Raw genomic sequence first — 26264 nt, forward strand, 5'->3', positions numbered from 1 at the left:
GGCACTCGCGCCAGGATCGTTTACACTTACCCGGTTTCGGATCTTCCTGTGGATAAATCGGGAAGAATCTGTGAGAAACAGAAGATCTCTGGCTCAGTTTACGCTATGATCCGCGGTCCCGATCGGGATCCCAGGATCCTGGTCAGGATAAATTGCAGATAGCAATTCGCACGTCCCCCTTTACACAGGGTCATGTCGATGTGCGCCAACAATCATGAATATTCAATAGTTTTCTTTTATTGTTCGAGTGGAGTCCGCCGTGTCACTTTCGCTTTGGCAGCAGTGTCTTGCCCGATTGCAGGATGAGTTACCAGCCACAGAATTCAGTATGTGGATCCGCCCGTTGCAGGCGGAGCTGAGCGATAACACGCTGGCTTTGTATGCGCCAAACCGTTTTGTGCTCGATTGGGTAAGAGACAAGTATCTTAATAACATCAATGGCCTGCTGAACGATTTTTGCGGGTCAGATGTCCCACAGCTGCGTTTTGAAGTGGGCACAAAGCCGGTCACCCAAACCGTACGTGAAACCGTGAATGTGGCTGCGCCCGCTCAGGCTGTTCCGGCTCCGGCGCCTCGCGTTGCACCTGCTCGTCAGGGCTGGGATAACGTCCCTGCCCCCGCAGAGCCAACCTACCGCTCTAACGTTAACGTGAAACACACGTTCGATAACTTCGTTGAAGGTAAGTCGAACCAGCTGGCGCGCGCGGCAGCCCGTCAGGTTGCCGATAACCCCGGCGGTGCTTACAACCCGCTGTTCCTGTATGGCGGCACGGGTCTCGGTAAAACCCACCTGCTGCACGCGGTGGGTAACGGCATTATGGCGCGTAAGCCGAATGCGAAAGTGGTGTATATGCACTCCGAGCGCTTCGTTCAGGACATGGTAAAAGCCCTGCAAAACAATGCGATCGAAGAGTTTAAACGCTACTACCGTTCCGTTGACGCGCTGCTGATCGATGACATCCAGTTCTTTGCCAATAAAGAACGATCGCAGGAAGAGTTTTTCCACACCTTCAACGCCCTGCTGGAAGGTAATCAGCAGATCATTTTGACCTCGGATCGTTATCCTAAAGAGATCAACGGCGTTGAAGATCGTCTGAAATCCCGCTTCGGCTGGGGCCTGACCGTGGCGATCGAGCCACCGGAGCTGGAAACCCGCGTCGCGATCCTGATGAAGAAAGCCGATGAGAACGACATCCGCCTGCCGGGTGAAGTGGCGTTCTTTATCGCCAAGCGCCTGCGCTCCAACGTGCGTGAGCTGGAAGGGGCGCTGAACCGCGTTATCGCCAATGCCAACTTCACAGGTCGTGCGATCACCATCGATTTTGTGCGTGAAGCGCTGCGCGATTTGTTGGCATTGCAGGAAAAACTGGTCACCATCGACAATATTCAAAAGACGGTGGCTGAGTACTACAAGATCAAAGTGGCAGATTTACTGTCTAAACGTCGTTCCCGCTCGGTGGCGCGTCCGCGTCAGATGGCGATGGCGCTGGCAAAGGAGTTAACCAACCACAGTCTGCCGGAAATCGGCGATGCGTTTGGTGGCCGTGACCATACGACCGTGCTGCACGCGTGTCGCAAGATTGAGCAGTTACGCGAAGAAAGCCACGACATAAAAGAAGATTTTTCCAATCTAATCAGAACATTATCATCGTGACGCTATGAAATTTACCGTTGAACGTGAACATTTATTAAAACCGCTGCAACAGGTGAGTGGCCCATTAGGCGGCCGCCCAACGCTGCCTATTCTCGGAAACCTGCTGCTTCAGGTCGCCGACGGTACGCTGTCGCTGACCGGTACAGATCTGGAAATGGAAATGATCGCGCGCGTTACGTTGACGCAGCCGCACGACGCGGGCGCGACCACGGTTCCGGCACGTAAATTCTTTGATATTTGCCGCGGATTGCCTGAAGGCGCTGAAATCGCCGTGCAGCTGGAGGGCGACCGCATGCTGGTGCGCTCTGGCCGCAGCCGTTTCTCGCTCTCCACGCTGCCCGCTGCGGACTTCCCGAACCTGGACGACTGGCAGAGTGAAGTAGAATTCACTCTTCCGCAGGCGACGATGAAGCGTCTGATTGAAGCCACGCAGTTCTCCATGGCGCATCAGGACGTTCGTTACTACTTAAACGGCATGCTGTTCGAAACCGAAGGTGAAGAGCTGCGTACCGTGGCGACCGACGGCCACCGTCTGGCGGTCTGTTCCATGCCGATTGGCGACTCGCTGCCGAACCATTCGGTGATCGTGCCGCGTAAAGGCGTGATTGAACTGATGCGTATGCTCGACGGCGGTGACACGCCGCTGCGGGTGCAGATTGGCAGCAATAATATCCGTGCCCACGTGGGCGATTTTGTCTTCACTTCGAAGCTGGTTGATGGCCGATTCCCGGATTATCGCCGCGTATTGCCGAAGAACCCGGACAAAACGCTGGAAGCGGGCTGCGATAGCCTCAAGCAGGCGTTTGCCCGCGCGGCCATTCTCTCGAACGAGAAATTCCGCGGCGTGCGCCTGTACGTGAGTGAAAACCAGATCAAAATCACCGCCAACAACCCGGAGCAGGAAGAGGCAGAAGAGATTCTGGACGTCACCTACGCCGGGGCTGAGATGGAAATCGGCTTCAACGTCAGCTACGTGCTGGATGTGCTCAATGCACTGAAATGCGAGAATGTGCGCATTCTGCTGACCGACTCCGTTTCAAGCGTACAGATTGAAGATGCGGCCAGCCAAAGCGCGGCTTATGTTGTCATGCCAATGAGACTGTAATGTCGCTCACCCGTCTGTTGATCCGCGACTTTCGCAATATCGAAAGCGCGGATCTCGCTTTATCCCCCGGCTTTAACTTCCTGGTTGGCGCGAACGGCAGCGGCAAAACCAGCGTGCTGGAAGCCATCTATACGCTCGGCCATGGCCGGGCGTTTCGCAGTTTGCAGATTGGTCGCGTCATTCGCCACGAGCAGGAATCCTTTGTTCTGCACGGGCGTTTGCAGGGCGCAGAGCGGGAAACCGCCATCGGCCTGACCAAAGACAAGCAGGGCGATAGCAAGGTGCGTATCGACAGCACCGACGGCCATAAGGTGGCGGAGCTGGCGTTGCTGATGCCAATGCAGCTGATTACGCCCGAGGGGTTTACTTTACTCAACGGCGGCCCCAAATACAGAAGAGCGTTCCTTGACTGGGGATGCTTTCACAATGAAGCCGGTTTCTTTAACGCCTGGAGCAACCTGAAGCGTTTGCTTAAACAGCGTAACGCCGCGTTGCGCCAGGTCACGCGCTACGCCCAGCTGCGTCCGTGGGACATGGAACTCATCCCCCTTGCGGAACAGATAAGCCGCTGGCGTGCCGAATACAGCGCGGGTATCGCCGAAGATATGGCCGACACCTGCAAACAGTTTTTACCCGAGTTCTCTCTCACCTTCTCCTTCCAGCGTGGCTGGGAGAAAGAGACGGATTATGCCGAGGTGTTAGAGAGAAGCTTCGAGCGCGATCGGATGTTGACCTACACCGCGCACGGCCCGCACAAGGCGGATTTCCGCATTCGTGCCGACGGTGCGCCGGTGGAAGACACGCTGTCGCGCGGGCAGCTCAAGCTCCTGATGTGCGCGCTACGCCTGGCGCAGGGGGAGTTCCTCACCCGCGAGAGTGGACGACGCTGCCTGTACCTGATAGATGATTTTGCCTCGGAACTTGACGACGCGCGGCGCGGGCTGCTTGCCAGCCGCTTAAAAGCCACGCAGTCGCAGGTTTTCGTCAGCGCCATTAGCGCTGAACACGTTATGGACATGTCGGACGAAAATTCGAAGATGTTTACCGTGGAAAAGGGTAAAATAACGGATTAACCCAAGTTGAAATGAGCGAGAAACGTTGATGTCGAATTCTTATGACTCCTCCAGTATCAAAGTCCTGAAAGGGCTGGATGCGGTGCGTAAGCGCCCGGGTATGTATATCGGCGACACGGATGACGGCACCGGTCTGCACCACATGGTATTCGAGGTGGTAGATAACGCTATCGACGAAGCGCTCGCGGGTCACTGTAAAGACATCGTGGTCACCATCCATGCGGACAACTCCGTCTCCGTTACCGATGACGGCCGTGGCATCCCAACCGGTATTCACCCGGAAGAGGGCGTATCGGCTGCGGAAGTGATCATGACCGTACTGCACGCAGGCGGTAAGTTCGATGATAACTCCTATAAGGTTTCCGGCGGCCTGCACGGCGTAGGCGTTTCCGTAGTAAACGCCCTGTCGCAAAAGCTGGAGCTGGTTATTCAGCGCGAAGGCAAAATTCACCGTCAGATCTATCAGCACGGCGTGCCTGAAGCCCCGCTGGCCGTTACCGGTGATACCGATAAAACCGGTACCATGGTGCGTTTCTGGCCGAGCCTTGAAACCTTCACCAACGTCACTGAATTCGAGTACGACATCCTGGCGAAGCGCCTGCGTGAACTGTCGTTCCTGAACTCCGGCGTCTCTATTCGCCTGCGCGACAAACGCGACAATAAAGAAGACCACTTCCACTACGAAGGCGGTATCAAGGCGTTTGTTGAGTATCTGAACAAGAACAAAACGCCAATTCACCCGAATATCTTCTATTTCTCCACCGAAAAAGACGGTATTGGCGTGGAAGTGGCGCTGCAGTGGAACGACGGTTTCCAGGAAAACATCTACTGCTTCACCAACAACATTCCACAGCGCGACGGCGGTACTCACCTTGCGGGCTTCCGCGCGGCGATGACCCGTACCCTGAACGCCTACATGGACAAAGAAGGCTACAGCAAAAAAGCGAAAGTCAGCGCCACCGGTGACGATGCCCGTGAAGGCCTGATTGCCGTGGTCTCCGTGAAGGTGCCGGATCCGAAGTTCTCCTCACAGACCAAAGACAAGCTGGTTTCTTCTGAGGTGAAATCTGCGGTTGAGCAGCAGATGAACGAACTGCTGAGCGAATACCTGCTGGAAAACCCGAACGATGCGAAAATCGTGGTGGGCAAAATTATCGATGCGGCACGTGCCCGTGAAGCGGCGCGTAAAGCCCGTGAAATGACCCGTCGTAAAGGCGCACTGGACCTGGCAGGCCTGCCGGGCAAGCTGGCTGACTGTCAGGAACGTGACCCGGCGCTGTCTGAACTGTACCTTGTGGAAGGGGACTCCGCGGGCGGTTCTGCGAAGCAGGGCCGTAACCGTAAGAACCAGGCGATCCTGCCGCTGAAGGGTAAAATCCTCAACGTTGAGAAAGCGCGCTTCGACAAGATGCTCTCTTCTCAGGAAGTGGCGACGCTCATCACCGCGCTCGGCTGCGGCATTGGCCGCGACGAGTACAACCCGGACAAGCTGCGCTATCACAGCATCATCATCATGACCGATGCGGACGTCGACGGCTCGCACATCCGTACGCTGCTGTTGACCTTCTTCTATCGTCAGATGCCTGAAATCGTTGAGCGTGGCCACGTCTACATTGCCCAGCCGCCGCTGTACAAAGTGAAGAAAGGCAAGCAGGAACAGTACATTAAAGATGACGACGCGATGGATCAGTACCAAATCGCGATCGCCCTTGATGGCGCGACCCTGCACGCGAACTCCAGCGCGCCGGCACTGGCAGGCGAGCCGCTGGAGCGTCTGGTCTCCGAGTTCAACGCCACGCAGAAAATGATTGGCCGTATGGAACGCCGCTATCCAAAAGCGCTGCTGAAGGAGCTGGTCTATCAGCCAACCCTGACCGAAGCCGATCTGAGCAACGAGCAGGCCGTGACCCGCTGGGTGAATACCCTGGTGAGCGAGCTGAACGAGAAAGAGCAGCACGGCAGCCAGTGGAAGTTCGACGTTCAGCAGAATGCGGCACAGCAGTTTGAGCCGATTGTTCGCGTGCGTACTCACGGCGTCGACACCGACTACCCGCTGGAGCATGAATTCGTGACCGGCCCGGAATACCGCCGTATCTGCACCCTCGGCGAGAAGCTGCGCGGCCTGATCGAAGACGATGCCTTCATCGAACGTGGCGAGCGTCGTCAGCCGGTAGCAAGCTTCGAGCAGGCGCTGGACTGGCTGGTGAAAGAATCCCGTCGCGGTCTGTCTATCCAGCGTTATAAAGGTCTGGGCGAAATGAACCCGGATCAGCTGTGGGAAACCACCATGGATCCGGAAAGCCGTCGCATGCTGCGCGTCACCGTTAAAGACGCGATTGCAGCGGATCAGCTGTTCACCACCCTGATGGGCGATGCGGTAGAACCACGTCGTGCGTTCATTGAAGAGAACGCACTGAAAGCGGCGAATATCGATATTTAACAGTCTCTATCCCGCATGAAAACTGGCCGCGCTTTTAGCGCGGCTTTTTTATGGGCGCAGGAATGTCCAGCGACATCGCCGCCGGTAAACGGCTCGCCAGCGCATCTATGGCCATTCTTACCCTCAGGGGCAGGTACGGCGTCTGTTGCCAGACGGCATGGACGTCAAAATGGACATCCGGCGCCTGCTTAAAGAGCGGGACAAGCTTTCCCTGATGAATTTCTTTGATGGCCATCCAGCAGGGGAGCCAGGCAATGCCTTGCCCGGTCACCGCCGCGTCGCAGATGGCCTGCAAATCATCCATATTGAGTGATGACCGCGGCGTAAACGCGCGCGGCGTTCCGTCGCTGTCCATAAGCTGCCAGGATAGCACGCGGCCTGCGCGCAGATAGTTAATGGCCGCGTGCCGGGATAAATCATCCACAGCGTCTGGATGACCTCTTTTTTGCAGATAGTCGGGCGAGGCGCACAGGACCATGCGGTGTTCTCCCAGCTTTCTGGCCACCAGCACGCTGCTGTCCTGCAGCGTGCCGTTACGTACCGCCATATCGAAGCCTTCCTCGACCAGATCCACCACGCGGTCGCTGAACGACATTTCAAGCTCAAGCCCAGGGTGTTCCTGCGCCAGTTCAATCAGCAGCGGCGCGACGCACTGGCGTCCAAACAGCACCGGCATGGCAACACGAAGCCGACCGTTAATCTGATGTTTCCCCGTTTCCAGCAGGGATTCCGCGCTCCTGATCTCCTCCAGCGCGCGCAGGCAGCGCTCGTAGAACAGGGCGCCGTTATCGGTGAGCCGCTGGCTGCGGGTGGTGCGCTGAAACAGCCGCACTCCCAGACGTTCCTCAAGTCGAGCAATGCTTTTACCCACCGCAGAGCGCGACAGGTGCAGGCGAACTGCGGCCTGCGCAAAGCTTCCTGCCTCCACGGCAGCGACAAAAACAGGAATATCTTTCAGCGTATCGGTCACGGTTTGTATCCATTCGGGCGTCAATGAAGAGAAAACTTATCGCCACTGGTGACGAGGAGTCAACGGTAGACTGTCATTACTGAAGCTTATCTGATGGCAGGAGAAAAAAATGACAGAGACAATGCAGCGCTGGTCAATGAACGCCCTCGGGCGCGAGAATCTCAAACTCATTCATGAATCGGTTCCACAGCCAGGCCCCGGTGAGGTTCGCGTACGGGTAAATGCCGTTGCGCTCAACTATCGCGATAAAATGGTTATCGAAGGCACGATGCCGATTCCGCTTTCCTTCCCGTTCACCCCGGCGTCTGACATGGCGGGCGTGGTGGAAAGCGTAGGTGAAGGTGTCACGCGTTTCAAACCCGGCGCTCGCGTCATTTCAACCTTCTTCCCGGAGTGGATCGACGGCAAGCCGCAGGCAGACGCGCGTGATTTGCCCTACAAAACGTCCGGCGGCTATTTCCAGGGCATGCTGGCCGAATATGTGGTTGTAAATGAAAACGCGCTGGTAGCCTCTCCGGAAACTCTGAATGACGCAGAGGCCAGCACGTTACCCTGCGCAGGGCTTACCGCCTGGTTCGCGCTGGTGGAGCGGGGTCAGCTCCGCGCCGGGCAATCGGTGCTGGTACAGGGGACGGGCGGCGTGGCGATTTTCGCCCTGCAAATTGCAAAAGCGCACGGCGCAGAGGTTATTGTCACGTCCGGGAGCGATGAAAAGCTGGCGCTCGCCAAAAAACTGGGCGCCAGTCAGGGCGTCAACCGCCTGAAAAATGACTGGGCTGAAGAAGCATTGGCGCTGACTCAGGATCGCGGCATCGACCATATTATCGAAACCGTAGGAGGGGAAAACCTGAAGCATTCCCTGCGTGCCGTTGCCGTTCACGGGCGTATCTCCGTCATTGGCGTACTGGCCGGGACTGACATTTCGCTGCCTGCTGGCGAGCTGCTGCTGAAATCCCCCGTCATTCAGGGGATTGGCGTGGGACACCGCCGGGCGCTGGAGGATTTCGTCCGTGCTGTTGACGTCACGGGACTGAAGCCGGTGATTGAGCATCGCTACCGTTTTAACGAGCTTGAACAGGCCCTTGAACATCTGGATCGCGGCGCATTCGGTAAAATTGTTCTCACCCGCGAGTAAGTCGTCGTTCCCCGGGATAAGCGTAAAAGGGGTGTTTCTGTTGCGCAATGTAGCTCTATTTTTGTGTGCTTAATCGCGTTAGCATGAGGTAGCACTCATTTATCCCGGGGAACTCATGGCTATCAAACTCATTGCAATCGATATGGACGGCACGCTGCTGCTGCCAGACCACACTATCTCTCCTGCCGTTAAAAACGCGATCGCCGCCGCACGAGCGAAGGGGGTGAATGTGGTTCTGACCACGGGGCGTCCGTATGCGGGCGTACACAGCTACCTGAAAGAGCTGCACATGAATCAGCCGGGCGATTACTGCATCACCTATAACGGCGCGCTGGTGCAGAATGCCGCAGACGGCAGCACGGTTGCGCAAACTGCGCTGAGCTATGATGACTACCTGTTCCTCGAAAAACTGTCCCGTGAAGTGGGCTCCCACTTCCACGCGCTCGATCGCAATACGCTCTACACCGCCAACCGCGATATCAGCTACTACACGGTGCATGAATCCTACGTTGCGACCATTCCGCTGGTGTTCTGTGAAGCCGAGAAAATGGATCCGGCGACGCAGTTCCTGAAGGTGATGATGATCGACGAGCCGGAGATCCTGGATAAAGCCATCGCGCGCATTCCGGCAGAGGTAAAAGAGAAGTACACCGTGCTGAAAAGTGCGCCGTACTTCCTCGAAATCCTCGATAAACGCGTCAATAAGGGCACCGGCGTGAAATCACTTGCTGATGCGTTAGGGATTAAGCAGGAAGAAATCATGGCGCTCGGCGACCAGGAGAACGACATCGCGATGATTGAATTCGCGGGCGTTGGCGTGGCAATGGATAACGCCATTCCTTCGGTGAAAGAGGTGGCTGATTTCGTCACCAAATCCAACCTGGAAGACGGCGTTGCCTACGCGATCGAGAAGTTTGTGCTGCAGTAACGCTTATTTTCAATCATCAGCCCCGGTTATTAACCGGGGCTTTTTTTTGCCCTGTATTTATCGAATTGTTCTTTTTGTGATCTTGATTGTAGTACAACATTAATTGATTGTACTACATTGTCACCACGGCAAAGACGAATGGCCTCACGTTTGTACTGCAAAAGTGAGGCGAAATTCAGCGGTCGCGGTAAAGTAGTGATGGACATACAGAGCACAAGGACTCTCCATGACTCTCAATAAAACCGATCGCATCGTTATTACGCTGGGCACCCAGATTGTGGGCGGTAAATACGTTCCCGGTTCGCCGCTCCCCGCAGAGGCTGAACTGTGCGAGGAGTTTGAAACCTCGCGCAACATCATCCGGGAAGTGTTCCGCTCGCTGATGGCGAAGCGGCTGATTGAAATGAAGCGCTATCGCGGCGCGTTTGTTGCTCCGCGCAACCAGTGGAACTACCTCGATACCGACGTGCTGCAGTGGGTGCTGGAAAACGACTACGACCCGCGGCTTATCGGCGCGATGAGTGAAGTTCGAAACCTGGTGGAGCCGGCAATTGCACGCTGGGCGGCGGAACGCGCGACCTCCGGTGATTTGGCCCAGATTGAATCGGCTTTAAACGACATGATCGCCAATAACCAGAACCGGGAGGCGTTCAACGAGGCGGACATTCGCTACCACGAAGCGGTGCTGCAGTCGGTGCATAACCCGGTATTACAGCAGCTTAGCGTGGCGATCAGCTCGCTACAGCGAGCGGTATTTGAACGTACCTGGATGGGTGATGAGGCCAACATGCCAAAAACGCTCCAGGAACATAAAGCGCTGTTCGATGCGATACGGCATCAGGACGGCGATGCGGCAGAGCAGGCGGCGCTTACCATGATTGCCAGCTCGACACGAAGGTTGAAGGAAATCACATGACATCTCGCTACATCGCAATTGACTGGGGATCGACCAATCTGCGCGCCTGGCTTTATCAGGGCGAGCAGTGCCTGGAGAGCAGGCAATCAGAAGCAGGCGTGACGCGCCTGAACGGTAAATCCCCCGAGGCGGTGTTAGCAGAGGTCACACAAAACTGGCGCGACAGCGCCACGCCGGTGGTAATGGCGGGAATGGTGGGCAGTAACGTAGGCTGGAAAATTGCACCTTATCTGCCGGTTCCCACCCATTTCTCCGCTATTGGCGAGCAGTTAACGTCCGTTGGCGACAATATCTGGATTATTCCCGGTTTGAGCGTCTCTCGCGACGATAACCACAACGTGATGCGCGGCGAAGAGACGCAGCTGCTTGGCGCGCGCGCTCTCTCACCTTCTTCTGTCTACGTCATGCCCGGCACGCACTGTAAATGGGTCCAGGCTGACGCTGAGCAAATCCACGATTTTCGCACCGTAATGACCGGCGAGCTGCACCATTTGCTGCTCAACCATTCGCTGGTCGGGGCCGGTTTACCTGAGCAGGAATCCTCGTCAGAGGCGTTTGCCGCCGGGCTTGAACGTGGGATCGCCTCCCCTGATGTGTTGCCGCAGCTTTTTGAGGTTCGCGCCTCGCACGTGCTGGGACTTCTCCCGCGCGAGCAGGTCAGCGAGTTTCTCTCCGGCCTGCTGATTGGCGCAGAGGTCGCCAGCATGCGTGAGTTCATCGCGCACGAGCAGGCCATTACGATTGTCGCAGGCGCATCGCTAACGTCGCGCTACGAACAGGCATTTCGCGCCGTTGGGCGTGATGTTTCGACGGTATCCGGCGACACGGCATTTCAGGCAGGAATAAGGAGCATCGCTCATGCAGTGGCAAACTGATCTTCCCCTTATCGCGATTTTGCGCGGCATCACGCCCGATGAGGCGTTAGACCACGTCGGCGCGGTTATCGACGCCGGATTCGACGCGGTAGAAATCCCGCTCAACTCGCCCGACTGGGAAAAAAGCATTCCGGCCGTGGTGGAGGTTTTCGGCGATAAGGCGCTGATTGGCGCAGGCACCGTGTTACAGCCTGAGCAGGTCGATCGGCTGGCAACGATGGGCTGCAGGCTTATCGTCACGCCCAATATTCAGCCTGAGGTGATCCGCCGCGCGGTGGGTTACGGCATGACGGTCTGCCCGGGCTGCGCCACCGCCACGGAAGCCTTTACTGCCCTTGATGCGGGCGCGCAGTCGCTCAAAATTTTCCCGTCATCGGCTTTTGGACCGGACTACATCAAGGCGTTGAAAGCGGTATTGCCCGCCAGCGTACCGGTCTTTGCCGTGGGCGGCGTAACGCCAGAAAACCTGGGCCAGTGGATGAGCGCTGGCTGTGTGGGCGCAGGGTTGGGTAGCGATCTTTATCGTGCCGGCCAGTCCGTGGAACGTACCGCACAGCAGGCGGCAGCATTTGTGAAAGCGTATCGAGAGGCAGTGAAATGAAAATAACCAAACTCACCACGTACCGTTTACCCCCGCGCTGGATGTTCCTGAAAATCGAAACCGATGAAGGGGTTGTAGGCTGGGGCGAACCGGTGATTGAAGGGCGCGCGCGCACCGTTGAAGCGGCAGTACACGAGCTGGGCGAATACCTTATTGGTCAGGATCCGGCGCGCATTAACGACCTGTGGCAGGTGATGTACCGCGCGGGCTTCTACCGCGGTGGTCCGATCCTGATGAGCGCCATCGCCGGTATCGACCAGGCGCTGTGGGATATCAAAGGTAAAGTGCTTAACGCACCGGTCTGGCAGCTTATGGGTGGCCTGGTGCGCGACAAAATTAAAGCCTACAGCTGGGTAGGCGGCGACCGTCCTGCGGAAGTGATCGACGGCATCACGCAGTTGCGCAATATCGGCTTTGACACCTTCAAGCTCAACGGCTGCGAAGAGATGGGCGTTATCGACAATTCGCGTGCGGTAGACCGAGCGGTCAATACCGTGGCGCAAATTCGTGAAGCCTTCGGCAACGAGATTGAGTTTGGCCTGGATTTCCACGGCCGCGTCAGCGCGCCGATGGCCAAAGTGCTGATTAAAGAGCTGGAGCCGTATCGCCCGCTATTTATCGAAGAGCCGGTGCTGGCCGAGCAGGCGGAGTACTATCCGAAGCTGGCTGAACAGACCCACATTCCTATCGCGGCGGGTGAACGTATGTTCTCGCGCTTCGAGTTTAAACGCGTACTTGAAGCGGGCGGCATAGCGATCCTGCAGCCGGACCTTTCTCATGCGGGCGGCATCACCGAATGCTACAAAATTGCCGGGATGGCAGAAGCTTACGATGTGGCGCTGGCGCCGCACTGCCCGCTCGGCCCAATCGCGCTGGCGGCCTGCCTGCACGTCGACTTCGTCTCCCGCAATGCGGTGTTCCAGGAACAGAGCATGGGGATTCACTATAACAAGGGCGCGGAACTGCTCGATTTTGTGAAAAATAAAGAAGACTTCTGCATGGAAGGCGGTTTCTTTAAACCGCTTACGAAGCCGGGCCTTGGCGTGGAAATTGACGAAGCTAAAGTCATTGAGCTGAGTAAGAATGCGCCGGACTGGCGAAACCCGCTGTGGCGTCATGAGGACGGCAGCGTAGCGGAATGGTAATCGCCATCCCGTAGACCCGGTAAGCCTCCGGGCAAAAATCATACATACAAAAATATAACCCTCTGTAAATTACAGGGCATGGTGAGCGGCTTCGCTATGCCCAAAATCTGGAGACAGATTGCGATGGATATTCCAGTTACCGCTACAAAAATCGGGCGTCGCCGCTACCTGACGCTGATGATGATCTTTATTACCGTGGTCATTTGCTATGTCGACCGCGCCAACCTTGCCGTGGCATCGGCCCATATTCAGGAAGAGTTTGGCATCACCAAAGCGGAAATGGGCTACGTCTTCTCGGCGTTTGCCTGGTTGTATACCTTATGCCAGATCCCCGGCGGCTGGTTTCTTGACCGCGTGGGTTCACGTCTGACCTACTTTATCGCCATATTAGGCTGGTCCGTGGCGACCCTATTCCAGGGCTTCGCCACCGGGCTGATATCGCTGATTGGCCTGCGTGCCATCACCGGGGTTTTCGAAGCGCCCGCGTTTCCGACCAACAACCGTATGGTGACCAGCTGGTTCCCGGAACACGAGCGCGCGTCCGCCGTTGGTTTTTACACCTCTGGCCAGTTTGTCGGCCTGGCGTTTCTGACGCCGCTGCTGATCTGGATCCAGGAGCTGCTGAGCTGGCACTGGGTGTTCATCGTCACCGGCGGGATTGGCATTATCTGGTCGCTAATCTGGTTCAAGGTCTACCAGCCGCCGCGTCTGACGAAAAGTATCACCAGGGCCGAGCTGGACTACATCCGCGACGGTGGCGGTCTGGTGGACGGTGATGCCCCGGTGAAAAAAGAGGCGCGCCAGCCGCTGACCAAAGCGGACTGGAAGCTGGTCTTCCACCGTAAGCTGGTGGGCGTTTATCTGGGTCAGTTCGCGGTTACTTCTACGCTGTGGTTCTTCCTCACCTGGTTCCCGAACTACCTGACCCAGGAAAAGGGGATCGCGGCGCTAAAGGCGGGCTTTATGACCACCGTGCCGTTCCTCGCCGCATTTTTCGGCGTGCTGCTCTCCGGCTGGCTGGCCGATAAGCTGGTGAAAAAAGGGTACTCGCTGGGCGTGGCGCGTAAAACGCCGATTATCTGCGGCTTGCTGATCTCAACCTGCATCATGGGTGCCAACTACACCAACGATCCGGTGTGGATTATGGCCCTGATGGCGGTGGCGTTCTTTGGTAACGGTTTCGCCTCTATCACCTGGTCGCTGGTGTCGTCCCTTGCGCCGATGCGGCTGATTGGCCTGACCGGCGGTGTGTTCAACTTTGTCGGTGGACTGGGCGGGATCACCGTACCGCTGGTTATCGGCTACCTGGCGCAGGACTACGGCTTCGGCCCGGCGCTGGTCTACATCTCTGCCGTGGCGCTGATCGGAGCACTCTCCTACATCCTGCTGGTGGGCGATGTGAAACGAGTAGGCTAATCCCTGCGGATGTTTTACCCTGATGCACTCACCGTGCATCAGGGTATCCTCATGAAACAAATCACCTTCGCTTCCCGCAACCACCAGCTGACCAACATCAATACCTGGACGCCGGACAGCCAGTGGCTGGTCTACGACGTGCGCCCGTCCGGGGCGTCGTTCACCGGCGAAACCATTGAGCAGGTCAATGTCGCTACGGGTGAGGTGGAGGTGGTTTATCGCGCCACTGACGGGGCGCATGTCGGCGTGGTGACCGTTCATCCGGCACAGGACAAATACGTCTTTATCCACGGTCCGAAAAACCCGGATGCTGGCTGGCACTACGATTTTCATCATCGTCAGGGTGTGATTGCGCATCACGGTCAGGTGAGCAACCTGGACGCGATGGATATCACCGCGCCTTATACCGCAGGCGCGCTGCGCGGCGGCAGCCACGTGCACGTCTTCAGCCCGAATGGGCAGTTCGTCAGCTTCACCTATAACGACCATGTTTTACATGAGCGCGATCCGAAGCTCGATTTACGCAACGTCGGCGTGGCGGCACCGTTTGGCCCGGTGAACCCGCAGGGGAATCATCCACGTGAATATTCAGGCACGTTCTGGAGCGTGCTGGTCAGCCGCACAACACCCAACCCGCAGCCGGGCAGCGATGAAATCAACCGCGCCTACGAAGAGGGCTGGGTGGGCAACAACAGGCTGGCGTTTATCGGCGATACCCTCTCCGCGCAGGGCGAAAAAGTGCCTGAACTGTTTATTGTTAACCTGCCAGAAGACGAGCAGGGCTGGAAACAAGCGGGCGATGCGCCACTTCAGGGTACCCCAGACACCCTGCCAGCGCCGCCTGCCGGGGTGAAGCAGCGTCGTCTGACCTTTACCCACCAGAGGGCCTACCCGGGTCTGGTGAACGTGCCGCGTCACTGGGTGCGCAGTAACCCGCAGGGGACGCAAATCGCGTTTCTGATGCGGGATGATAACGGCATTGTGCAGCTGTGGCTGATCTCTCCTGAGGGCGGCGAGCCGCGCCAGTTGACGCGCACCGGGAGCGGTATTCAGTCTGCGTTTAACTGGCACCCTTCCGGGAACATGCTGGGATTTGTGCTTGAAAACCGAATCGCCTGCTGTGACGCGAAGACTGGAGAAGTGACGTTTTTGACGTCCGATCACGGCAATCCGCCGTCTGCTGATGCGGTCGTGTTTTCCCCGGACGGGCGCTTTATTGCGTGGATGCAAGAGACGGGCGGTTTCCGTCAGCTTTGGGTAACGGAAACCGCGAAGGACTAGCGCGGCGGCATCTCGGCGGGCGGGATAACGGCGTTTGTCGCCAGATTTTCCTGCTCGCTTTTCTCTACCCGTGAGCGCACGGAATCGTCCTTACGGAATACATCCCACGGCAGCAGAAGCGTATCCGCCACTGCTGTAAAGGGCATATCCAGGATAACCAGGGATTTGGTGCCCCAGTTCGTATCGTCATCGGAGATCATCGCCGCGCTGGCGCGCGTCCCCGGATATGTTCCTTCTTTACCGCCGGTGTGAGACATCACGCTCGAACACCCGCAAAGTAAAACCACCCCGCTGAACGTCGTCAGCTTTATCAGAACATTTTTCATCATCACTCAGTCATCGTTAATGGCACTGCATAGACCTGCAACTCAGGGTTATAGCGAGCCTTATCCGAAATGAATAGCCCGATAACCCCGCACTGTGGCAGCCATCGCAATTTAACCCTTTGTGCTGTTGTCCCAGAGTCTATGCGACAACCAGCAAAGTGCAAAAAAATCTCGCCTAAATAGTCTTGAAAAGCTCGGTTCCAGACCCATTTTAAGAATGTGACCCGATAACGAACACGCCTGATGGGTGCTCGGGGGCGCAAAGGCCTGTCCATGGTGGAAGGCTACAATTTCTCGCTGATTTCAGGAGTATTATCTATGCGTAACTTCGATCTTTCTCCGCTATACCGTTCTGCAATTGGTTTTGACCGCCTGTTTAACCATTTAGAAAATAACCAAAGCCAGAGCAACGGCTACCCTCCATACAATGTTGAGCTGGTTGACGAAAACCACTACCGCATCGCCATTGCCGTCGCCGGTTTTGCAGAAAACGAGCTGGAAATCACCGCGCAGGACAACCTGCTGGTGGTGAAAGGTTCCCATACGGCCGAGCAGAAAGAACGTACCTACCTTTACCAGGGCATCGCCGAGCGCAACTTTGAACGCAAGTTCCAGTTAGCCGAGAACATTCACGTTAAAGGCGCGAACCTGGTTAACGGCCTGCTGTTTATCGAACTGGAACGCGTGATTCCGGAAGAGAAAAAACCGCGCCGTATCGAAATTAACTAATTACGCGGGTCGCGCGAGCGGCCCACCCAGACTTGCTTGCCGTAACGGGAGCATATGCGAATCCATCAGGATTTGCAGGAACAACTTTGCACAAAATTAAACTGTGCCGAACTCGCTTCTCAGAAGGAGATTTAGTATGCGTAACTACGATTTATCCCCCCTGCTGCGTCAGTGGATTGGTTTTGACAAACTGGCTAATGCCCTGCAAAGCACCACCGAGCAACAGACATTTCCGCCGTACAACATCGAAAAAAGCGACGATAACCACTATCGCATCACCCTTGCGCTGGCCGGGTTCCGCCAGGAAGATCTGGATATCCAGCTCGAAGGCGCGCGCCTGACCGTGAAGGGTACGCCGGAAAAACAAGAGACCGAAACCCGGTGGCTGCATCAGGGTCTGGTTAATCAGCCGTTTAGCCTGAGCTTTACCCTGGCAGACCATATGGAAGTGTCCGGTGCGACGTTTACCAACGGGCTGCTGCATATCGATCTTATCCGTAACGTGCCGGAAGCCATCGCGCCGCAGCGTATCGCCATTAGCGAGCGGCCGGCGTTGAACAGCTAATCCGCTTTACTCACAGACTGCACAAAGCCCTGCCCCGGCAGGGCTTTTTTGTGCGCCATCGCCCATACAACCGCATCCGGCTCTGAGAAAATCCTTGTTATAACTAAGGTTATGCCAAGGATGTGGATCATGAGTGATATCGCGTTAACCGTAAGCGTGTTGGCCATGGCCGCGGTTGTAGGGTTATGGATTGGCAATATCAAAATCCGTGGCGTCGGGTTTGGGATTGGCGGGGTGCTGTTTGGCGGCATTTTTGTCGGGCATTTTGCTGACAAGCTCGGGCTGGTTCTCAGCGCCGATATGCTCCACTTTATTCAGGAGTTCGGCCTGATCCTCTTCGTCTACACCATCGGGATTCAGGTAGGGCCGGGCTTTTTCGCTTCCCTGCGCGTCTCCGGGCTACGGCTCAATCTGTTTGCCCTCGGCATTGTGGTGATGGGCGGGCTGGTCACCGCGATCCTGCACAAAATCTTTGCTATCCCGCTGCCCGTGGTGCTGGGCATTTTCTCCGGGGCGGTTACCAACACGCCAGCGCTCGGAGCCGGGCAGCAAATCCTGCGCGATTTGGGCATTGAACCCGGCATTGTCGACCAGATGGGGATGAGCTACGCCATGGCCTATCCGTTTGGGATTTGCGGCATTCTGCTCTCCATGTGGCTGGTCCGCGTCCTGTTTCGCGTTAACGTCGACAAAGAGGCGAAGGATCACGAAACCACGCTCACCAACGGCCACATGCCGATCAAAACCATCAACATTCGCGTCGATAACCCCAACCTGAACAATATGGCGATTCAGGACGTACCGATCCTGAACAGCGCCAATATTATCTGTTCCCGCCTTAAGCGCGACGACGTGCTGATGGTGCCTGCGCCCGGCACGATGATCCAGCAGGGTGACCTGCTGCACCTGGTCGGCCAGCCGGGGGATTTAAACAACGCGCGGCTGGTGATTGGTCAGGAAGTAGATACCTCGCTTTCGACCCGCGGCACCGATATGCGCGTGGAGCGTGTTGTGGTGACCAACGAGCACGTTCTGGGCAAGAAAATACGCGATCTGCAGGTAAAAGAGCGCTACGACGTGGTCATCTCCCGCCTCAACCGTGCGGGCGTCGAACTGGTTGCCAGCCCGGAGGCCAGCCTGCAGTTCGGGGATATCCTCAACCTGGTCGGACGCCCGTCGTCCATCGACGCCGTGGCGGACATGGTGGGCAACGCCCAGCAAAAACTGCAGCAGGTGCAGATGCTGCCGGTGTTTATCGGCATCGGGCTTGGCGTGCTGCTCGGCTCTATTCCGCTGTACGTGCCGGGCTTCCCGGTGGCGCTCAAGCTCGGCCTGGCGGGCGGGCCGCTGATTATGGCGCTGATCCTCGGGCGTATCGGCTGTATCGGGAAGCTCTACTGGTTTATGCCGCCGAGCGCTAACCTGGCGCTGCGCGAGCTGGGCATCGTGCTGTTCCTGGCGGTTGTCGGGCTGAAGTCCGGCGGGGATTTTGTCGATACCCTGGTCAAGGGCGAAGGGATGAGCTGGGTCGGCTACGGCATCTTTATCACGGCGATCCCGCTGCTGACGGTGGCAATCCTGGCGCGGATGTTCGCCAAAATGAACTACCTGACGCTGTGCGGCATGCTGGCGGGCTCCATGACCGACCCGCCAGCGCTCGCTTTTGCCAACAACCTGCACGCCACCAGCGGCGCGGCCGCGCTCTCCTATGCCACCGTCTACCCGCTGGTGATGTTCCTGCGCATCATCACCCCGCAGCTACTGGCGGTGCTGTTCTGGGGGATGGGCTAACAGCTCTTCCGGGTGGATGCGCCGCAGATGGTAGTCCACCTGGTAATCGCTGGTATTTCGGAACATCACGGAATAATTGAGGAACTCGCCGCTGTCGCTGTAGGAGAGAGAGGTAATTCGCAGCAGCGGCGTCTGTTCCGGCAGATTCAGATAACCAGCCAGCTGTTTATCTGCCAGCACCGGCGTCAGGCTCTCGTAGTTGCCGCTGATGGTGATCCCGCACTCCTTCTCAATGTAATCAAACTTAGACCCCTCAAGATGCGCCAGTGACAGGTTGCGGAACAGCTTCACCGGCATAAAGCTGTCCTCCAGCATCAGCGGCTTTCCGTCCACGTAGCGCACCCGCCGTGAAAAGTAGATCCGCTCATCCACCTGGATCCGCAGCTGGCTGGCGATGGCGGGCGGGGCGGGCATCACTTCGAACTGCAGCACCTTGCTCTGCACCTCTTTTCCCTGCTGACGCAGTACCTCCACCAGCCCGGTCAGGTTAGTGGTTTCGTGGTGAACGTCTTTGCGCGAGACAAACGTTCCGCTGCCGTGCCGGCGCTCAACCAGCCCCCAGCTCACCAGCAGATCCAGCGCCTTGCGGATGGTCATGCGCGCCACGCCAAACTCCTGCGCCAGCGCTTTTTCACCAGGCAGCGGGCTGCCGATGTTGTAGTCCGATGAATTCAGCCGCAGCCGCAACCTGTCAGCAATTGATTTGTAGATCACCAGTATACCTCTCTGCCCTTATCAGGGCGTGGAATGCGTCCTGACATGTCCATATTTAACTCAAAAAGTAGACCTGACTGGTCAAAATAAAACCATGAATGCGATCACGAATCGCAGCGGCACGCCATGTTCGCGCATCAGTAAGTTCTTATGCTCACCTCAGGCCAGCACAAAACCATAAAGGCCTCTACCCCTACAGGTTGTTACGTGAGGATTTAAAAATGCTCAGTCAAATACAACGTTTTGGCGGTGCCATGTTTACCCCGGTGTTGCTGTTTCCGTTTGCCGGGATCGTGGTGGGAATCGCCATCATGCTTCGCAACCCGCTGTTTGTCGGCGAAGCCTTAACCGCCCCCGATCATCTTTTCGCGCAGATCGTTCACATCATTGAAGAGGGTGGCTGGGCGGTGTTTCGCAATATGCCGCTGATTTTTGCCGTCGGCCTGCCGATTGGGCTGGCGAAGCAGGCGCAGGGCCGCGCCTGTCTGGCCGTGCTGATTAGCTTCCTGACCTGGAACTACTTCATTAACGCGATGGGCATGACCTGGGGCCACTTCTTTGGCGTCGACTTCTCCGCCGAACCGACGGCGGGAAGCGGGCTGGCGATGATTGCCGGGATCAAAACGCTCGATACCAGCATCATCGGCGCCATCGTGATCTCAGGCATCGTCACCGCCATTCACAACCGCTATTTCGACAAGCCGCTGCCGGTCTTTCTGGGAATTTTCCAGGGCAGCTCGTTTGTCGTTATCCTCGCGTTCTTCGTGATGATCCCCTGCGCCTGGCTGACGTTGCTGGGCTGGCCGAAAGTGCAGATGGGCATCGAATCCCTGCAGGCGTTCCTGCGCTCTGCCGGTGCGCTGGGCGTGTGGGTGTATACCTTCCTGGAACGCATTCTGATCCCAACGGGGTTGCACCACTTTGTCTACGGTCCGTTCATCTTCGGCCCGGCGGCGGTGGAGGGCGGTATTCAGGTCTACTGGGCGCAGCATCTGCAGGAATTCAGCCAGAGCACCCTGCCGCTGAAGACCCTCTTCCCGGAAGGTGGCTTCGCGCTGCACGGCAACTCAAAAGTGTTTGGCTCGGTCGGGATTGCCTTCGCTATCTGGTACACCGCGTCGCCAGAAAACCGCGTCAAGGTGGCGGGCCTGCTGGTTCCGGCCACGCTAACTGCCGTGCTGGTGGGCATTACCGAACCGCTTGAGTTCACCTTCCTGTTTATCTCGCCGCTGCTGTTCGCCGTGCACGCCGTGCTGGCGGCCACCATGGCGACGGTGATGTACGCCTTCGGCGTCGTGGGGAACATGGGCGGCGGCCTGCTGGACCAGTTCCTGCCGCAAAACTGGATCCCGATGTTCCATAACCACGCCTCGACGGTGTTCACCCAGATCGGTATTGGCGTCTGCTTCACCGGCATCTACTTCGTGATCTTCAAAACGCTGATTGAGCGTCTGAACCTGAAAACGCCGGGCCGGGAAGAGAGCGAAATCAAACTCTACAGCAAGGCCGACTATAAGGCGGCTCGCGGGCAAACCACCGCCCCGGCGGCGGCCAGCCAGCAGGTTGGGCAAGCCGCCGGATTCCTGCAGGCGCTCGGCGGTGCAGCAAATATCGAAAGCATCAATAACTGCGCCACCCGCCTGCGTATCGCGCTGGTGGATATGGCGAAAACCCAAAGCGACGACGTCTTCAAAGCCCTGGGCGCACACGGCGTAGTGCGACGCGGCAACGGCATTCAGGTGATTGTCGGCCTGCACGTTCCTCAGGTGCGTGACCAGCTGGAATCGCTGATGAAAACCCCTTTAACAAATGAACAAACCACCCTGACAGAGGCTATATCATGAAAAAATTCTCAGTTGTCATTGCAGGCGGCGGCAGCACCTTTACGCCTGGTATCGTCCTGATGCTGTTAGCCAACCGTGACCGTTTCCCGCTGCGCGCCCTGAAGTTCTATGACAACGACGGCGCGCGTCAGGAGACCATCGCCGAAGCGTGCAGAATCATCCTTAAGGAGCAGGCCCCGGAGATTGAATTCAGCTACACCACCGATCCAAAAGCGGCGTTTACCGATGTCGATTTCGTGATGGCGCACATCCGCGTGGGCAAATACCCGATGCGCGAAAAAGATGAAAAAATCCCGCTGCGCCACGGCGTGCTGGGCCAGGAAACCTGCGGACCGGGCGGTATCTCTTACGGCATGCGCTCTATCGGCGGCGTGCTGGAGCTGGTGGATTATATGGAGCAGTACTCCCCGAACGCGTGGATGCTGAACTACTCCAACCCGGCGGCGATTGTCGCAGAAGCCACGCGCCGCCTGCGTCCGAACGCTAAAATCCTCAACATCTGCGATATGCCGATTGGCATTGAAGGGCGCATGGCGCAGATTGTCGGCCTGAAGGACCGCAAAGAGATGCGCGTGCGCTACTACGGCCTGAACCACTTCGGCTGGTGGACGTCGATTGAAGACCTGAACGGCAACGATCTGATGCCGAAGCTGCGCGAATACGTGGCGAAAAACGGCTATGTTCCGCCTTCGGAAGATGTGCATACCGAAGCGAGCTGGAACGATACCTTTGCCAAAGCTAAAGACGTGCAGGCGCTGGATCCGGACACCATGCCTAACACCTACCTGAAGTATTACCTGTTCCCGGACTACGTGGTCGCGCATTCCAACCCGGAACGGACCCGCGCCAATGAAGTTATGGATCACCGTGAGAAGCATGTGTTCAGTTCCTGTCGGGCGATTATCGAAGCCGGCAACTCCGCCGCCGGTGAGCTGGAAATCGACGAACATGCGTCGTACATCGTCGATCTGGCGACTGCGATTGCCTTTAATACCCAGGAGCGGATGCTGCTGATAGTGCCAAACAACGGTGCCATCCATAACTTTGACGCCGACGCGATGGTGGAGATCCCGTGCCTGGTGGGCCATAACGGACCGGAGCCGCTTACGGTGGGCGATATTCCGCACTTCCAGAAAGGGCTGATGAGCCAGCAGGTGGCGGTGGAAAAACTGGTGGTGGATGCCTGGGAGCAGCGCTCGTACCAGAAGCTCTGGCAGGCCATTACCCTGTCGAAAACCGTGCCGAGCGCCTCCGTCGCGAAAGCGATTCTGGATGACCTGATCGAGGCCAACAAAGAGTACTGGCCAGAGCTGCATTAATCGTCCTGACCGGCATCGCCCGATGCCGGTCTCCTTGTCCTTGTCGATTTACGCTATGCTGAAGCCTGCCCGTAGCACGACAAGGAATCTCCATGAAAATTTCCCGCCTCGGCGAAGCGCCGGACTACCGCTTCTCTCTGGCTAATGAGCGCACTTTTTTAGCGTGGATCCGCACCGCACTGGGCTTTCTGGCCGCAGGTGTCGGCCTTGACCAGCTCGCCCCCGATTTTGCCACGCCGCTGATTCGTGAAGTGCTGGCGCTGCTGCTGTGCCTGTTCGCGGGTGTGCTGTCGATTTACGGCTACCTGCGATGGCTGCGCAATGAGAAGGCGATGCGACTGAAGCAGGATCTGCCCTATACGCGTGGGTTACTCATCATCAGCGTGATTCTGCTGGCGGTGGCGGGCGTGGTGATGGGGCTGGTGTTCTATGGCGGATAGCCGCAAAGCGCGACGCGAAGCGGACCCCGGCCTGCAGCCGGAGCGGACGTCGTTGGCCTGGCTGCGCACGTTGCTGGGGTATGGCGCGCTGATTGCCCTGGCGATTAAGCACAACTGGCACCGAACCGGGGTGCCATTCTGGATCTCTATTATTGTGCTGGCGCTGGTGGCCATCATTTTATGGCGCTATACCCGCAGCCGTAACCTGATGGACGTGGCGCAGAACGATTTTGTACAGCCGAAAGCGGTGCGGGATAAGTTCCTGATTGCGCTGGCTGTTCTCTCGCTGTCGCTGCTGTTTGCGGTAACCCATATTCAGCAAATTTTGAGCCTGTAAGCCCGGTGGCGGCTTAATTACTTCCCTTTAGCCAGATACTTCGCCATCTCGTCTTCCGGCACCATGCCGCCGCCGGTTGCCCACACCAGGTGGGTAACGCTGGCGTCTGAAGGCACGCGCAGCGGCCCGGCCATCCCCGCCAGTGCTGAAGGCTCAAGGCGGATCCCTTCCTCCTGCGCCATCCAGCCAAGCATGTCGTACATGCTCCGATCGGAAAGGGTATAGAACCCGTCGAGCAGGCGCTCCATCGCGCGGCCCACGAAGCCGGACGCGCGCCCAACCGCCAGACCGTCCGCCGCCGTCACGTTATCAATGCCCAGATCCTGCACTGCAATCGCATCATGCAGGCCGGTGTAAACGCCCAGCAGCATGCACGGCGAGTGCGTTGGCTCCGCGAAGAAGCAGTGCACGTTATCACCAAAGGCCAGCTTCAGGCCAAACGCCACGCCGCCAGGCCCGCCGCCTACGCCGCACGGCAGATAGACGTACAGGGGATGATCCGCATCCACCACGCGGCCCTGTTCGGTGAACTGCGCTTTCAGGCGCTCGCCCGCCACCGCATAGCCCAGGAACAGGGTGCGGGAATTCTCATCGTCAATGAAGAAGCAGTTCGGATCGCTTTCCGCCGCTTTGCGCCCTTGCTCCACCGCCACGCCGTAATCCTGCTCATATTCCACGACGATGACACCGTGGCTGCGCAGCCTGGCTTTCTTCCACTCGCGGGCGTCGGCGGACATATGGACCGTCACCTTAAAGCCGATGCGGGCGCTCATTATGCCAATGGATAACCCCAGGTTGCCGGTGGAGCCCACGGCAATGCTGTACTGGCTGAAGAAGGCCTTAAAGCGTGGCTCCAGCAGAATGCTGTAGTCGTCTTCGGTGGTCAGCAACCCGGCTTCCAGCGCCAGTTTTTCCGCGTGGGTCAGCACTTCATAGATGCCGCCGCGCGCTTTAATCGAGCCGGAAATCGGCAGGTGGCTGTCTTTTTTCAGCAGCAGCGTGCCGGGAATGGATTTGCCAGATTCTCTCTCCAGCCGCGCCTGCATTGCCGGAATGGCGACCAGTTCAGATTCAATAATCCCACCCGTTGCCGCCGTCTCCGGGAAGGCTTTCGCCAGATACGGCGCGAAGCGGTTGAGGCGCGCATGGGCATCGTCCACGTCGGCTTTGGTCAGCCCGACATAGGGCAGCCCTTCTTCAAGCGTGGTGGTGTTCGGGTTAAGCCAGGTGGTTTCTTTCAGGGCAATCAGATCCTCAACCAGAGGAAACTGTGCGGTTAAAGTGGTGATAGTTGCGTTTTCCATAATATGTCTCTTCGCGCTCAGATAATGAAAGAAAGCAGGAATGTGCCGCCAAGTGCAAGCACCGAGGCGATAAACGTCGCCGTCGTATAGTATTTGAAGGTCTCATTCAGGGTCGCGCCGCAGTATTGCTTCACCAGCCAGAAGAGAGAATCGGTCACGATCGTGCAGCCAATGGCGCCGGAACCGATGGCAATGGTGATGATCTCCGGGCTGACGTTCGGGTAGAGCGGCAGCATCGGCGCGACGATGGCCGTGGCGCCCATCATCGCGACCGTGGCGGAGCCTACGGCGGCATGCAGCACCAGCGCCACCAGCCAGGCGAGCAGGATAGGGTGCATGTGCAGGTTCGAGAGAATTTGCGCCAGCGAGTCCGCCAGTCCGCTGGTTTTCAGGATGGCGTTGAACGCGCCGCCCGCGCCGATAATCAGCAAAATGTTGGCGATAGAGCCAAAGCCGTGCTCGGTGTGCGTCAGCATCGCGCCCATGCCCATGTGCTGGCGGATGCCCAGCAGGTAGTAGGCGACAAACACGGCGATAAACATGGCGGTGATCGGGTTGCCGATAAACTCCAGCAGCGTATACAGCGTGCCGTCTTTTGCCATATTCAGTTCAGCGATGGTCTTCACCAGCATCAGGGCAATCGGCAGCAGCACCGTAAACAGCGTGGCGCCCAGCGACGGCAGGGTATGCTCCTCCCGCACCTTCAGGTCTGAAAATTCCGCCGGAACCGGTTTAAACGGCAGACGATTGCCGAGCAGCTTCAGGAACAGCGGGCCGCCGACCAGAGAGGCCATCAGGCCGACCATCAAACCGTAGACAATGACCGTTCCAACGTCCGCCCCTAATTTATTGGTCACAAACAGCGCGGCCGGATGCGGCGGCACCACGCAGTGCACCGCCATCAGCGCGGTACAGAGCGGAATGGCCAGCTTGAGCAGCGACGTGTGGGTCTTTTTGGCGATGGAAAACGCCAGCGGTATCAGCAGGACCACGCCCACTTCCACGAACAGCGTAATGCCGCAGATCAGGCCCACCAGCACCATAATCACGTCTGCTGACAGCCAGCGGCAGCGCTGCAACGTAATCCCGATGCGCTCTGCCGCGCCGGAAACCTCCATCATCTTGCCGAGAATGGTCCCAAGACCAATCACGGCCGCCAGGAAGCCCAGCGTGCCGCCAATCCCACTCTCAATGGCGTGTACCATATCCAGCGGGCTCATTCCCATCATTGCGCCGACGAAAAAGCTCGCCAGCAGCAGCGCGAGGAACGGGTGAAACTTTAGCTTAACGATGGTTAAAACAATCAACACAATGCTGACCAGCAGCGTTGCCACAACCCAGACCTGAGATCCCATA

Annotated in this window: 24 protein-coding genes and 1 other annotated feature; of the genes, 19 read left to right on the forward strand and 5 right to left on the reverse strand. The window is 57.5% G+C overall.

Features of this window, described 5'->3' with window-relative positions; translation table 11 throughout:
* Positions 1 to 259 precede the first annotated feature (259 nt).
* Genes dnaA through gyrB form a run of 4 tightly spaced genes read left to right on the forward strand, consistent with a single transcriptional unit; the run spans position 260 to position 6272 of the window.
* Positions 260 to 1654 (forward strand): chromosomal replication initiator protein DnaA, encoded by a 1395-nt coding sequence (dnaA, locus tag IM271_RS12590; RefSeq protein ID WP_032644944.1) that lies wholly within the window; start codon positions 260 to 262, stop codon positions 1652 to 1654.
* Positions 1655 to 1658: 4 nt separating this feature from the next.
* Entirely contained in the window at positions 1659 to 2759 is a 1101-nt protein-coding gene (dnaN, locus tag IM271_RS12595) for a DNA polymerase III subunit beta (RefSeq protein ID WP_008500170.1), read from the forward strand.
* A complete protein-coding gene (gene recF / locus IM271_RS12600) occupies positions 2759 to 3832 on the forward strand; it encodes a DNA replication/repair protein RecF (RefSeq protein WP_193052668.1) in 1074 nt (357 codons plus the stop codon). The genes dnaN and recF overlap by 1 nt, the downstream gene beginning before the upstream one ends.
* Positions 3833 to 3860: 28 nt before the next feature.
* Complete coding sequence (gene gyrB, locus IM271_RS12605) at positions 3861 to 6272, forward strand: DNA topoisomerase (ATP-hydrolyzing) subunit B (RefSeq protein WP_028014934.1); 2412 nt, start codon at positions 3861 to 3863, stop codon at positions 6270 to 6272.
* A 34-nt stretch (positions 6273 to 6306) separates the two neighbouring features.
* Here gyrB and IM271_RS12610 read toward each other — a convergent pair whose 3' ends face one another.
* Complete coding sequence (locus tag IM271_RS12610) at positions 6307 to 7242, reverse strand: LysR family transcriptional regulator (RefSeq protein ID WP_193052669.1); 936 nt, start codon at positions 7240 to 7242, stop codon at positions 6307 to 6309.
* A gap of 109 nt (positions 7243 to 7351) precedes the next feature.
* Between IM271_RS12610 and IM271_RS12615 the strand changes: the two genes are divergently transcribed.
* The 8 genes from IM271_RS12615 to IM271_RS12650 all read left to right on the forward strand — a co-directional run bounded on the left by IM271_RS12615 (position 7352) and on the right by IM271_RS12650 (position 15539).
* On the forward strand, positions 7352 to 8377 hold the full coding sequence (locus IM271_RS12615) for an NAD(P)-dependent alcohol dehydrogenase (RefSeq protein WP_193052670.1): 1026 nt from the start codon (positions 7352 to 7354) through the stop codon (positions 8375 to 8377).
* Between the two features lie 115 nt (positions 8378 to 8492).
* On the forward strand, positions 8493 to 9305 hold the full coding sequence (yidA, locus tag IM271_RS12620; protein ID WP_059357495.1) for a sugar-phosphatase: 813 nt from the start codon (positions 8493 to 8495) through the stop codon (positions 9303 to 9305).
* 226 nt (positions 9306 to 9531) lie between these two features.
* Positions 9532 to 10221, forward strand: coding sequence for a D-galactonate utilization transcriptional regulator DgoR (gene dgoR / locus IM271_RS12625; RefSeq protein WP_003861109.1), 690 nt, complete (start codon positions 9532 to 9534; stop codon positions 10219 to 10221).
* Positions 10218 to 11096 carry a 2-dehydro-3-deoxygalactonokinase gene (locus IM271_RS12630; protein ID WP_193052671.1) on the forward strand — a complete coding sequence of 293 codons (879 nt, stop codon included), beginning with the start codon at positions 10218 to 10220 and terminating at the stop codon, positions 11094 to 11096. The genes dgoR and IM271_RS12630 overlap by 4 nt, the downstream gene beginning before the upstream one ends.
* On the forward strand, positions 11080 to 11697 hold the full coding sequence (locus tag IM271_RS12635; protein ID WP_028014939.1) for a 2-dehydro-3-deoxy-6-phosphogalactonate aldolase: 618 nt from the start codon (positions 11080 to 11082) through the stop codon (positions 11695 to 11697). The genes IM271_RS12630 and IM271_RS12635 overlap by 17 nt, the downstream gene beginning before the upstream one ends.
* Positions 11694 to 12842: a galactonate dehydratase gene (gene dgoD, locus IM271_RS12640; RefSeq protein WP_028014940.1), complete on the forward strand. Its 1149-nt coding sequence runs from the start codon at positions 11694 to 11696 to the stop codon at positions 12840 to 12842. Before IM271_RS12635 ends, dgoD begins: the two co-directional genes overlap by 4 nt.
* A 78-nt stretch (positions 12843 to 12920) precedes the next feature.
* On the forward strand, positions 12921 to 14258 hold the full coding sequence (locus tag IM271_RS12645) for an MFS transporter (protein WP_080351061.1): 1338 nt from the start codon (positions 12921 to 12923) through the stop codon (positions 14256 to 14258).
* A 51-nt stretch (positions 14259 to 14309) separates the two neighbouring features.
* Positions 14310 to 15539, forward strand: coding sequence for a DUF3748 domain-containing protein (locus IM271_RS12650; protein WP_193052672.1), 1230 nt, complete (start codon positions 14310 to 14312; stop codon positions 15537 to 15539).
* On the opposite strand, the gene IM271_RS12655 is transcribed toward IM271_RS12650, so the two are convergent.
* On the reverse strand, positions 15536 to 15868 hold the full coding sequence (locus IM271_RS12655) for a YceK/YidQ family lipoprotein (protein ID WP_014881914.1): 333 nt from the start codon (positions 15866 to 15868) through the stop codon (positions 15536 to 15538). The two genes, IM271_RS12650 and IM271_RS12655, sit on opposite strands and share 4 nt — an antisense overlap.
* A 250-nt stretch (positions 15869 to 16118) precedes the next feature.
* Positions 16119 to 16190: a sequence feature (ROSE (Repression Of Heat Shock gene Expression) occurs in the 5'-region of heat shock genes and acts as an RNA thermometer to modulate expression.), on the forward strand.
* Between IM271_RS12655 and ibpA the strand changes: the two genes are divergently transcribed.
* The 3 genes from ibpA to IM271_RS12670 all read left to right on the forward strand — a co-directional run bounded on the left by ibpA (position 16184) and on the right by IM271_RS12670 (position 18950).
* Entirely contained in the window at positions 16184 to 16594 is a 411-nt protein-coding gene (gene ibpA, locus IM271_RS12660) for a small heat shock chaperone IbpA (protein WP_008500162.1), read from the forward strand. It overlaps the preceding feature by 7 nt.
* A gap of 136 nt (positions 16595 to 16730) precedes the next feature.
* Positions 16731 to 17159, forward strand: coding sequence for a small heat shock chaperone IbpB (gene ibpB / locus IM271_RS12665; RefSeq protein WP_028014943.1), 429 nt, complete (start codon positions 16731 to 16733; stop codon positions 17157 to 17159).
* 129 nt (positions 17160 to 17288) lie between these two features.
* A complete protein-coding gene (locus IM271_RS12670; protein WP_193052673.1) occupies positions 17289 to 18950 on the forward strand; it encodes a putative transporter in 1662 nt (553 codons plus the stop codon).
* Here IM271_RS12670 and IM271_RS12675 read toward each other — a convergent pair.
* The gene (locus IM271_RS12675; RefSeq protein ID WP_059357501.1) at positions 18918 to 19664 is read right to left on the reverse strand and encodes a GntR family transcriptional regulator; all 747 of its coding nucleotides are present in this window, start codon (positions 19662 to 19664) and stop codon (positions 18918 to 18920) included. The two genes, IM271_RS12670 and IM271_RS12675, sit on opposite strands and share 33 nt — an antisense overlap.
* A 221-nt stretch (positions 19665 to 19885) precedes the next feature.
* On the opposite strand from IM271_RS12675, the gene IM271_RS12680 reads away from it, so the two are divergent.
* The 4 genes from IM271_RS12680 (at position 19886) to IM271_RS12695 (ending at position 23604) form a co-directional block, all read left to right on the forward strand.
* Positions 19886 to 21508, forward strand: coding sequence for an alpha-glucoside-specific PTS transporter subunit IIBC (locus tag IM271_RS12680; RefSeq protein ID WP_028014946.1), 1623 nt, complete (start codon positions 19886 to 19888; stop codon positions 21506 to 21508).
* Positions 21505 to 22827 carry a 6-phospho-alpha-glucosidase gene (locus tag IM271_RS12685; protein ID WP_193052674.1) on the forward strand — a complete coding sequence of 441 codons (1323 nt, stop codon included), beginning with the start codon at positions 21505 to 21507 and terminating at the stop codon, positions 22825 to 22827. The genes IM271_RS12680 and IM271_RS12685 overlap by 4 nt, the downstream gene beginning before the upstream one ends.
* A gap of 92 nt (positions 22828 to 22919) precedes the next feature.
* The gene (locus IM271_RS12690; RefSeq protein ID WP_063155237.1) at positions 22920 to 23267 is read left to right on the forward strand and encodes a YidH family protein; all 348 of its coding nucleotides are present in this window, start codon (positions 22920 to 22922) and stop codon (positions 23265 to 23267) included.
* Entirely contained in the window at positions 23257 to 23604 is a 348-nt protein-coding gene (locus IM271_RS12695; protein ID WP_023309822.1) for a DUF202 domain-containing protein, read from the forward strand. Before IM271_RS12690 ends, IM271_RS12695 begins: the two co-directional genes overlap by 11 nt.
* A 17-nt stretch (positions 23605 to 23621) precedes the next feature.
* Here the strand turns inward: IM271_RS12695 and dsdA are convergent, their stop codons facing one another.
* Together dsdA and dsdX are read right to left on the reverse strand one after the other, a co-directional pair.
* Positions 23622 to 24908 carry a D-serine ammonia-lyase gene (gene dsdA / locus IM271_RS12700; protein ID WP_193052675.1) on the reverse strand — a complete coding sequence of 429 codons (1287 nt, stop codon included), beginning with the start codon at positions 24906 to 24908 and terminating at the stop codon, positions 23622 to 23624.
* 17 nt (positions 24909 to 24925) lie between these two features.
* Entirely contained in the window at positions 24926 to 26263 is a 1338-nt protein-coding gene (gene dsdX, locus IM271_RS12705; protein WP_193052676.1) for a D-serine transporter DsdX, read from the reverse strand.
* Position 26264 lies beyond the last annotated feature (1 nt).

The organism is Enterobacter cloacae complex sp. I3 (genome assembly GCF_014896175.1).
Classification (GTDB): domain Bacteria; phylum Pseudomonadota; class Gammaproteobacteria; order Enterobacterales; family Enterobacteriaceae; genus Enterobacter; species Enterobacter bugandensis.

Coding starts and splice junctions, on each gene's coding strand:
- dnaN (WP_008500170.1), top strand. CDS start 1,659: ATGAAATTTACCGTTGAACGTGAACATTTATTAAAACCGCTGCAACAG.
- recF (WP_193052668.1), top strand. CDS start 2,759: ATGTCGCTCACCCGTCTGTTGATCCGCGACTTTCGCAATATCGAAAGC.
- gyrB (WP_028014934.1), top strand. CDS start 3,861: ATGTCGAATTCTTATGACTCCTCCAGTATCAAAGTCCTGAAAGGGCTG.
- IM271_RS12615 (WP_193052670.1), top strand. CDS start 7,352: ATGACAGAGACAATGCAGCGCTGGTCAATGAACGCCCTCGGGCGCGAG.
- yidA (WP_059357495.1), top strand. CDS start 8,493: ATGGCTATCAAACTCATTGCAATCGATATGGACGGCACGCTGCTGCTG.
- dgoR (WP_003861109.1), top strand. CDS start 9,532: ATGACTCTCAATAAAACCGATCGCATCGTTATTACGCTGGGCACCCAG.
- IM271_RS12630 (WP_193052671.1), top strand. CDS start 10,218: ATGACATCTCGCTACATCGCAATTGACTGGGGATCGACCAATCTGCGC.
- IM271_RS12635 (WP_028014939.1), top strand. CDS start 11,080: ATGCAGTGGCAAACTGATCTTCCCCTTATCGCGATTTTGCGCGGCATC.
- dgoD (WP_028014940.1), top strand. CDS start 11,694: ATGAAAATAACCAAACTCACCACGTACCGTTTACCCCCGCGCTGGATG.
- IM271_RS12645 (WP_080351061.1), top strand. CDS start 12,921: ATGGTGAGCGGCTTCGCTATGCCCAAAATCTGGAGACAGATTGCGATG.
- IM271_RS12650 (WP_193052672.1), top strand. CDS start 14,310: ATGAAACAAATCACCTTCGCTTCCCGCAACCACCAGCTGACCAACATC.
- IM271_RS12655 (WP_014881914.1), bottom strand. CDS start 15,868: ATGATGAAAAATGTTCTGATAAAGCTGACGACGTTCAGCGGGGTGGTT.
- ibpA (WP_008500162.1), top strand. CDS start 16,184: ATGCGTAACTTCGATCTTTCTCCGCTATACCGTTCTGCAATTGGTTTT.
- ibpB (WP_028014943.1), top strand. CDS start 16,731: ATGCGTAACTACGATTTATCCCCCCTGCTGCGTCAGTGGATTGGTTTT.
- IM271_RS12670 (WP_193052673.1), top strand. CDS start 17,289: ATGAGTGATATCGCGTTAACCGTAAGCGTGTTGGCCATGGCCGCGGTT.
- IM271_RS12680 (WP_028014946.1), top strand. CDS start 19,886: ATGCTCAGTCAAATACAACGTTTTGGCGGTGCCATGTTTACCCCGGTG.
- IM271_RS12685 (WP_193052674.1), top strand. CDS start 21,505: ATGAAAAAATTCTCAGTTGTCATTGCAGGCGGCGGCAGCACCTTTACG.
- IM271_RS12690 (WP_063155237.1), top strand. CDS start 22,920: ATGAAAATTTCCCGCCTCGGCGAAGCGCCGGACTACCGCTTCTCTCTG.
- IM271_RS12695 (WP_023309822.1), top strand. CDS start 23,257: ATGGCGGATAGCCGCAAAGCGCGACGCGAAGCGGACCCCGGCCTGCAG.
- dsdA (WP_193052675.1), bottom strand. CDS start 24,908: ATGGAAAACGCAACTATCACCACTTTAACCGCACAGTTTCCTCTGGTT.
- dsdX (WP_193052676.1), bottom strand. CDS start 26,263: ATGGGATCTCAGGTCTGGGTTGTGGCAACGCTGCTGGTCAGCATTGTG.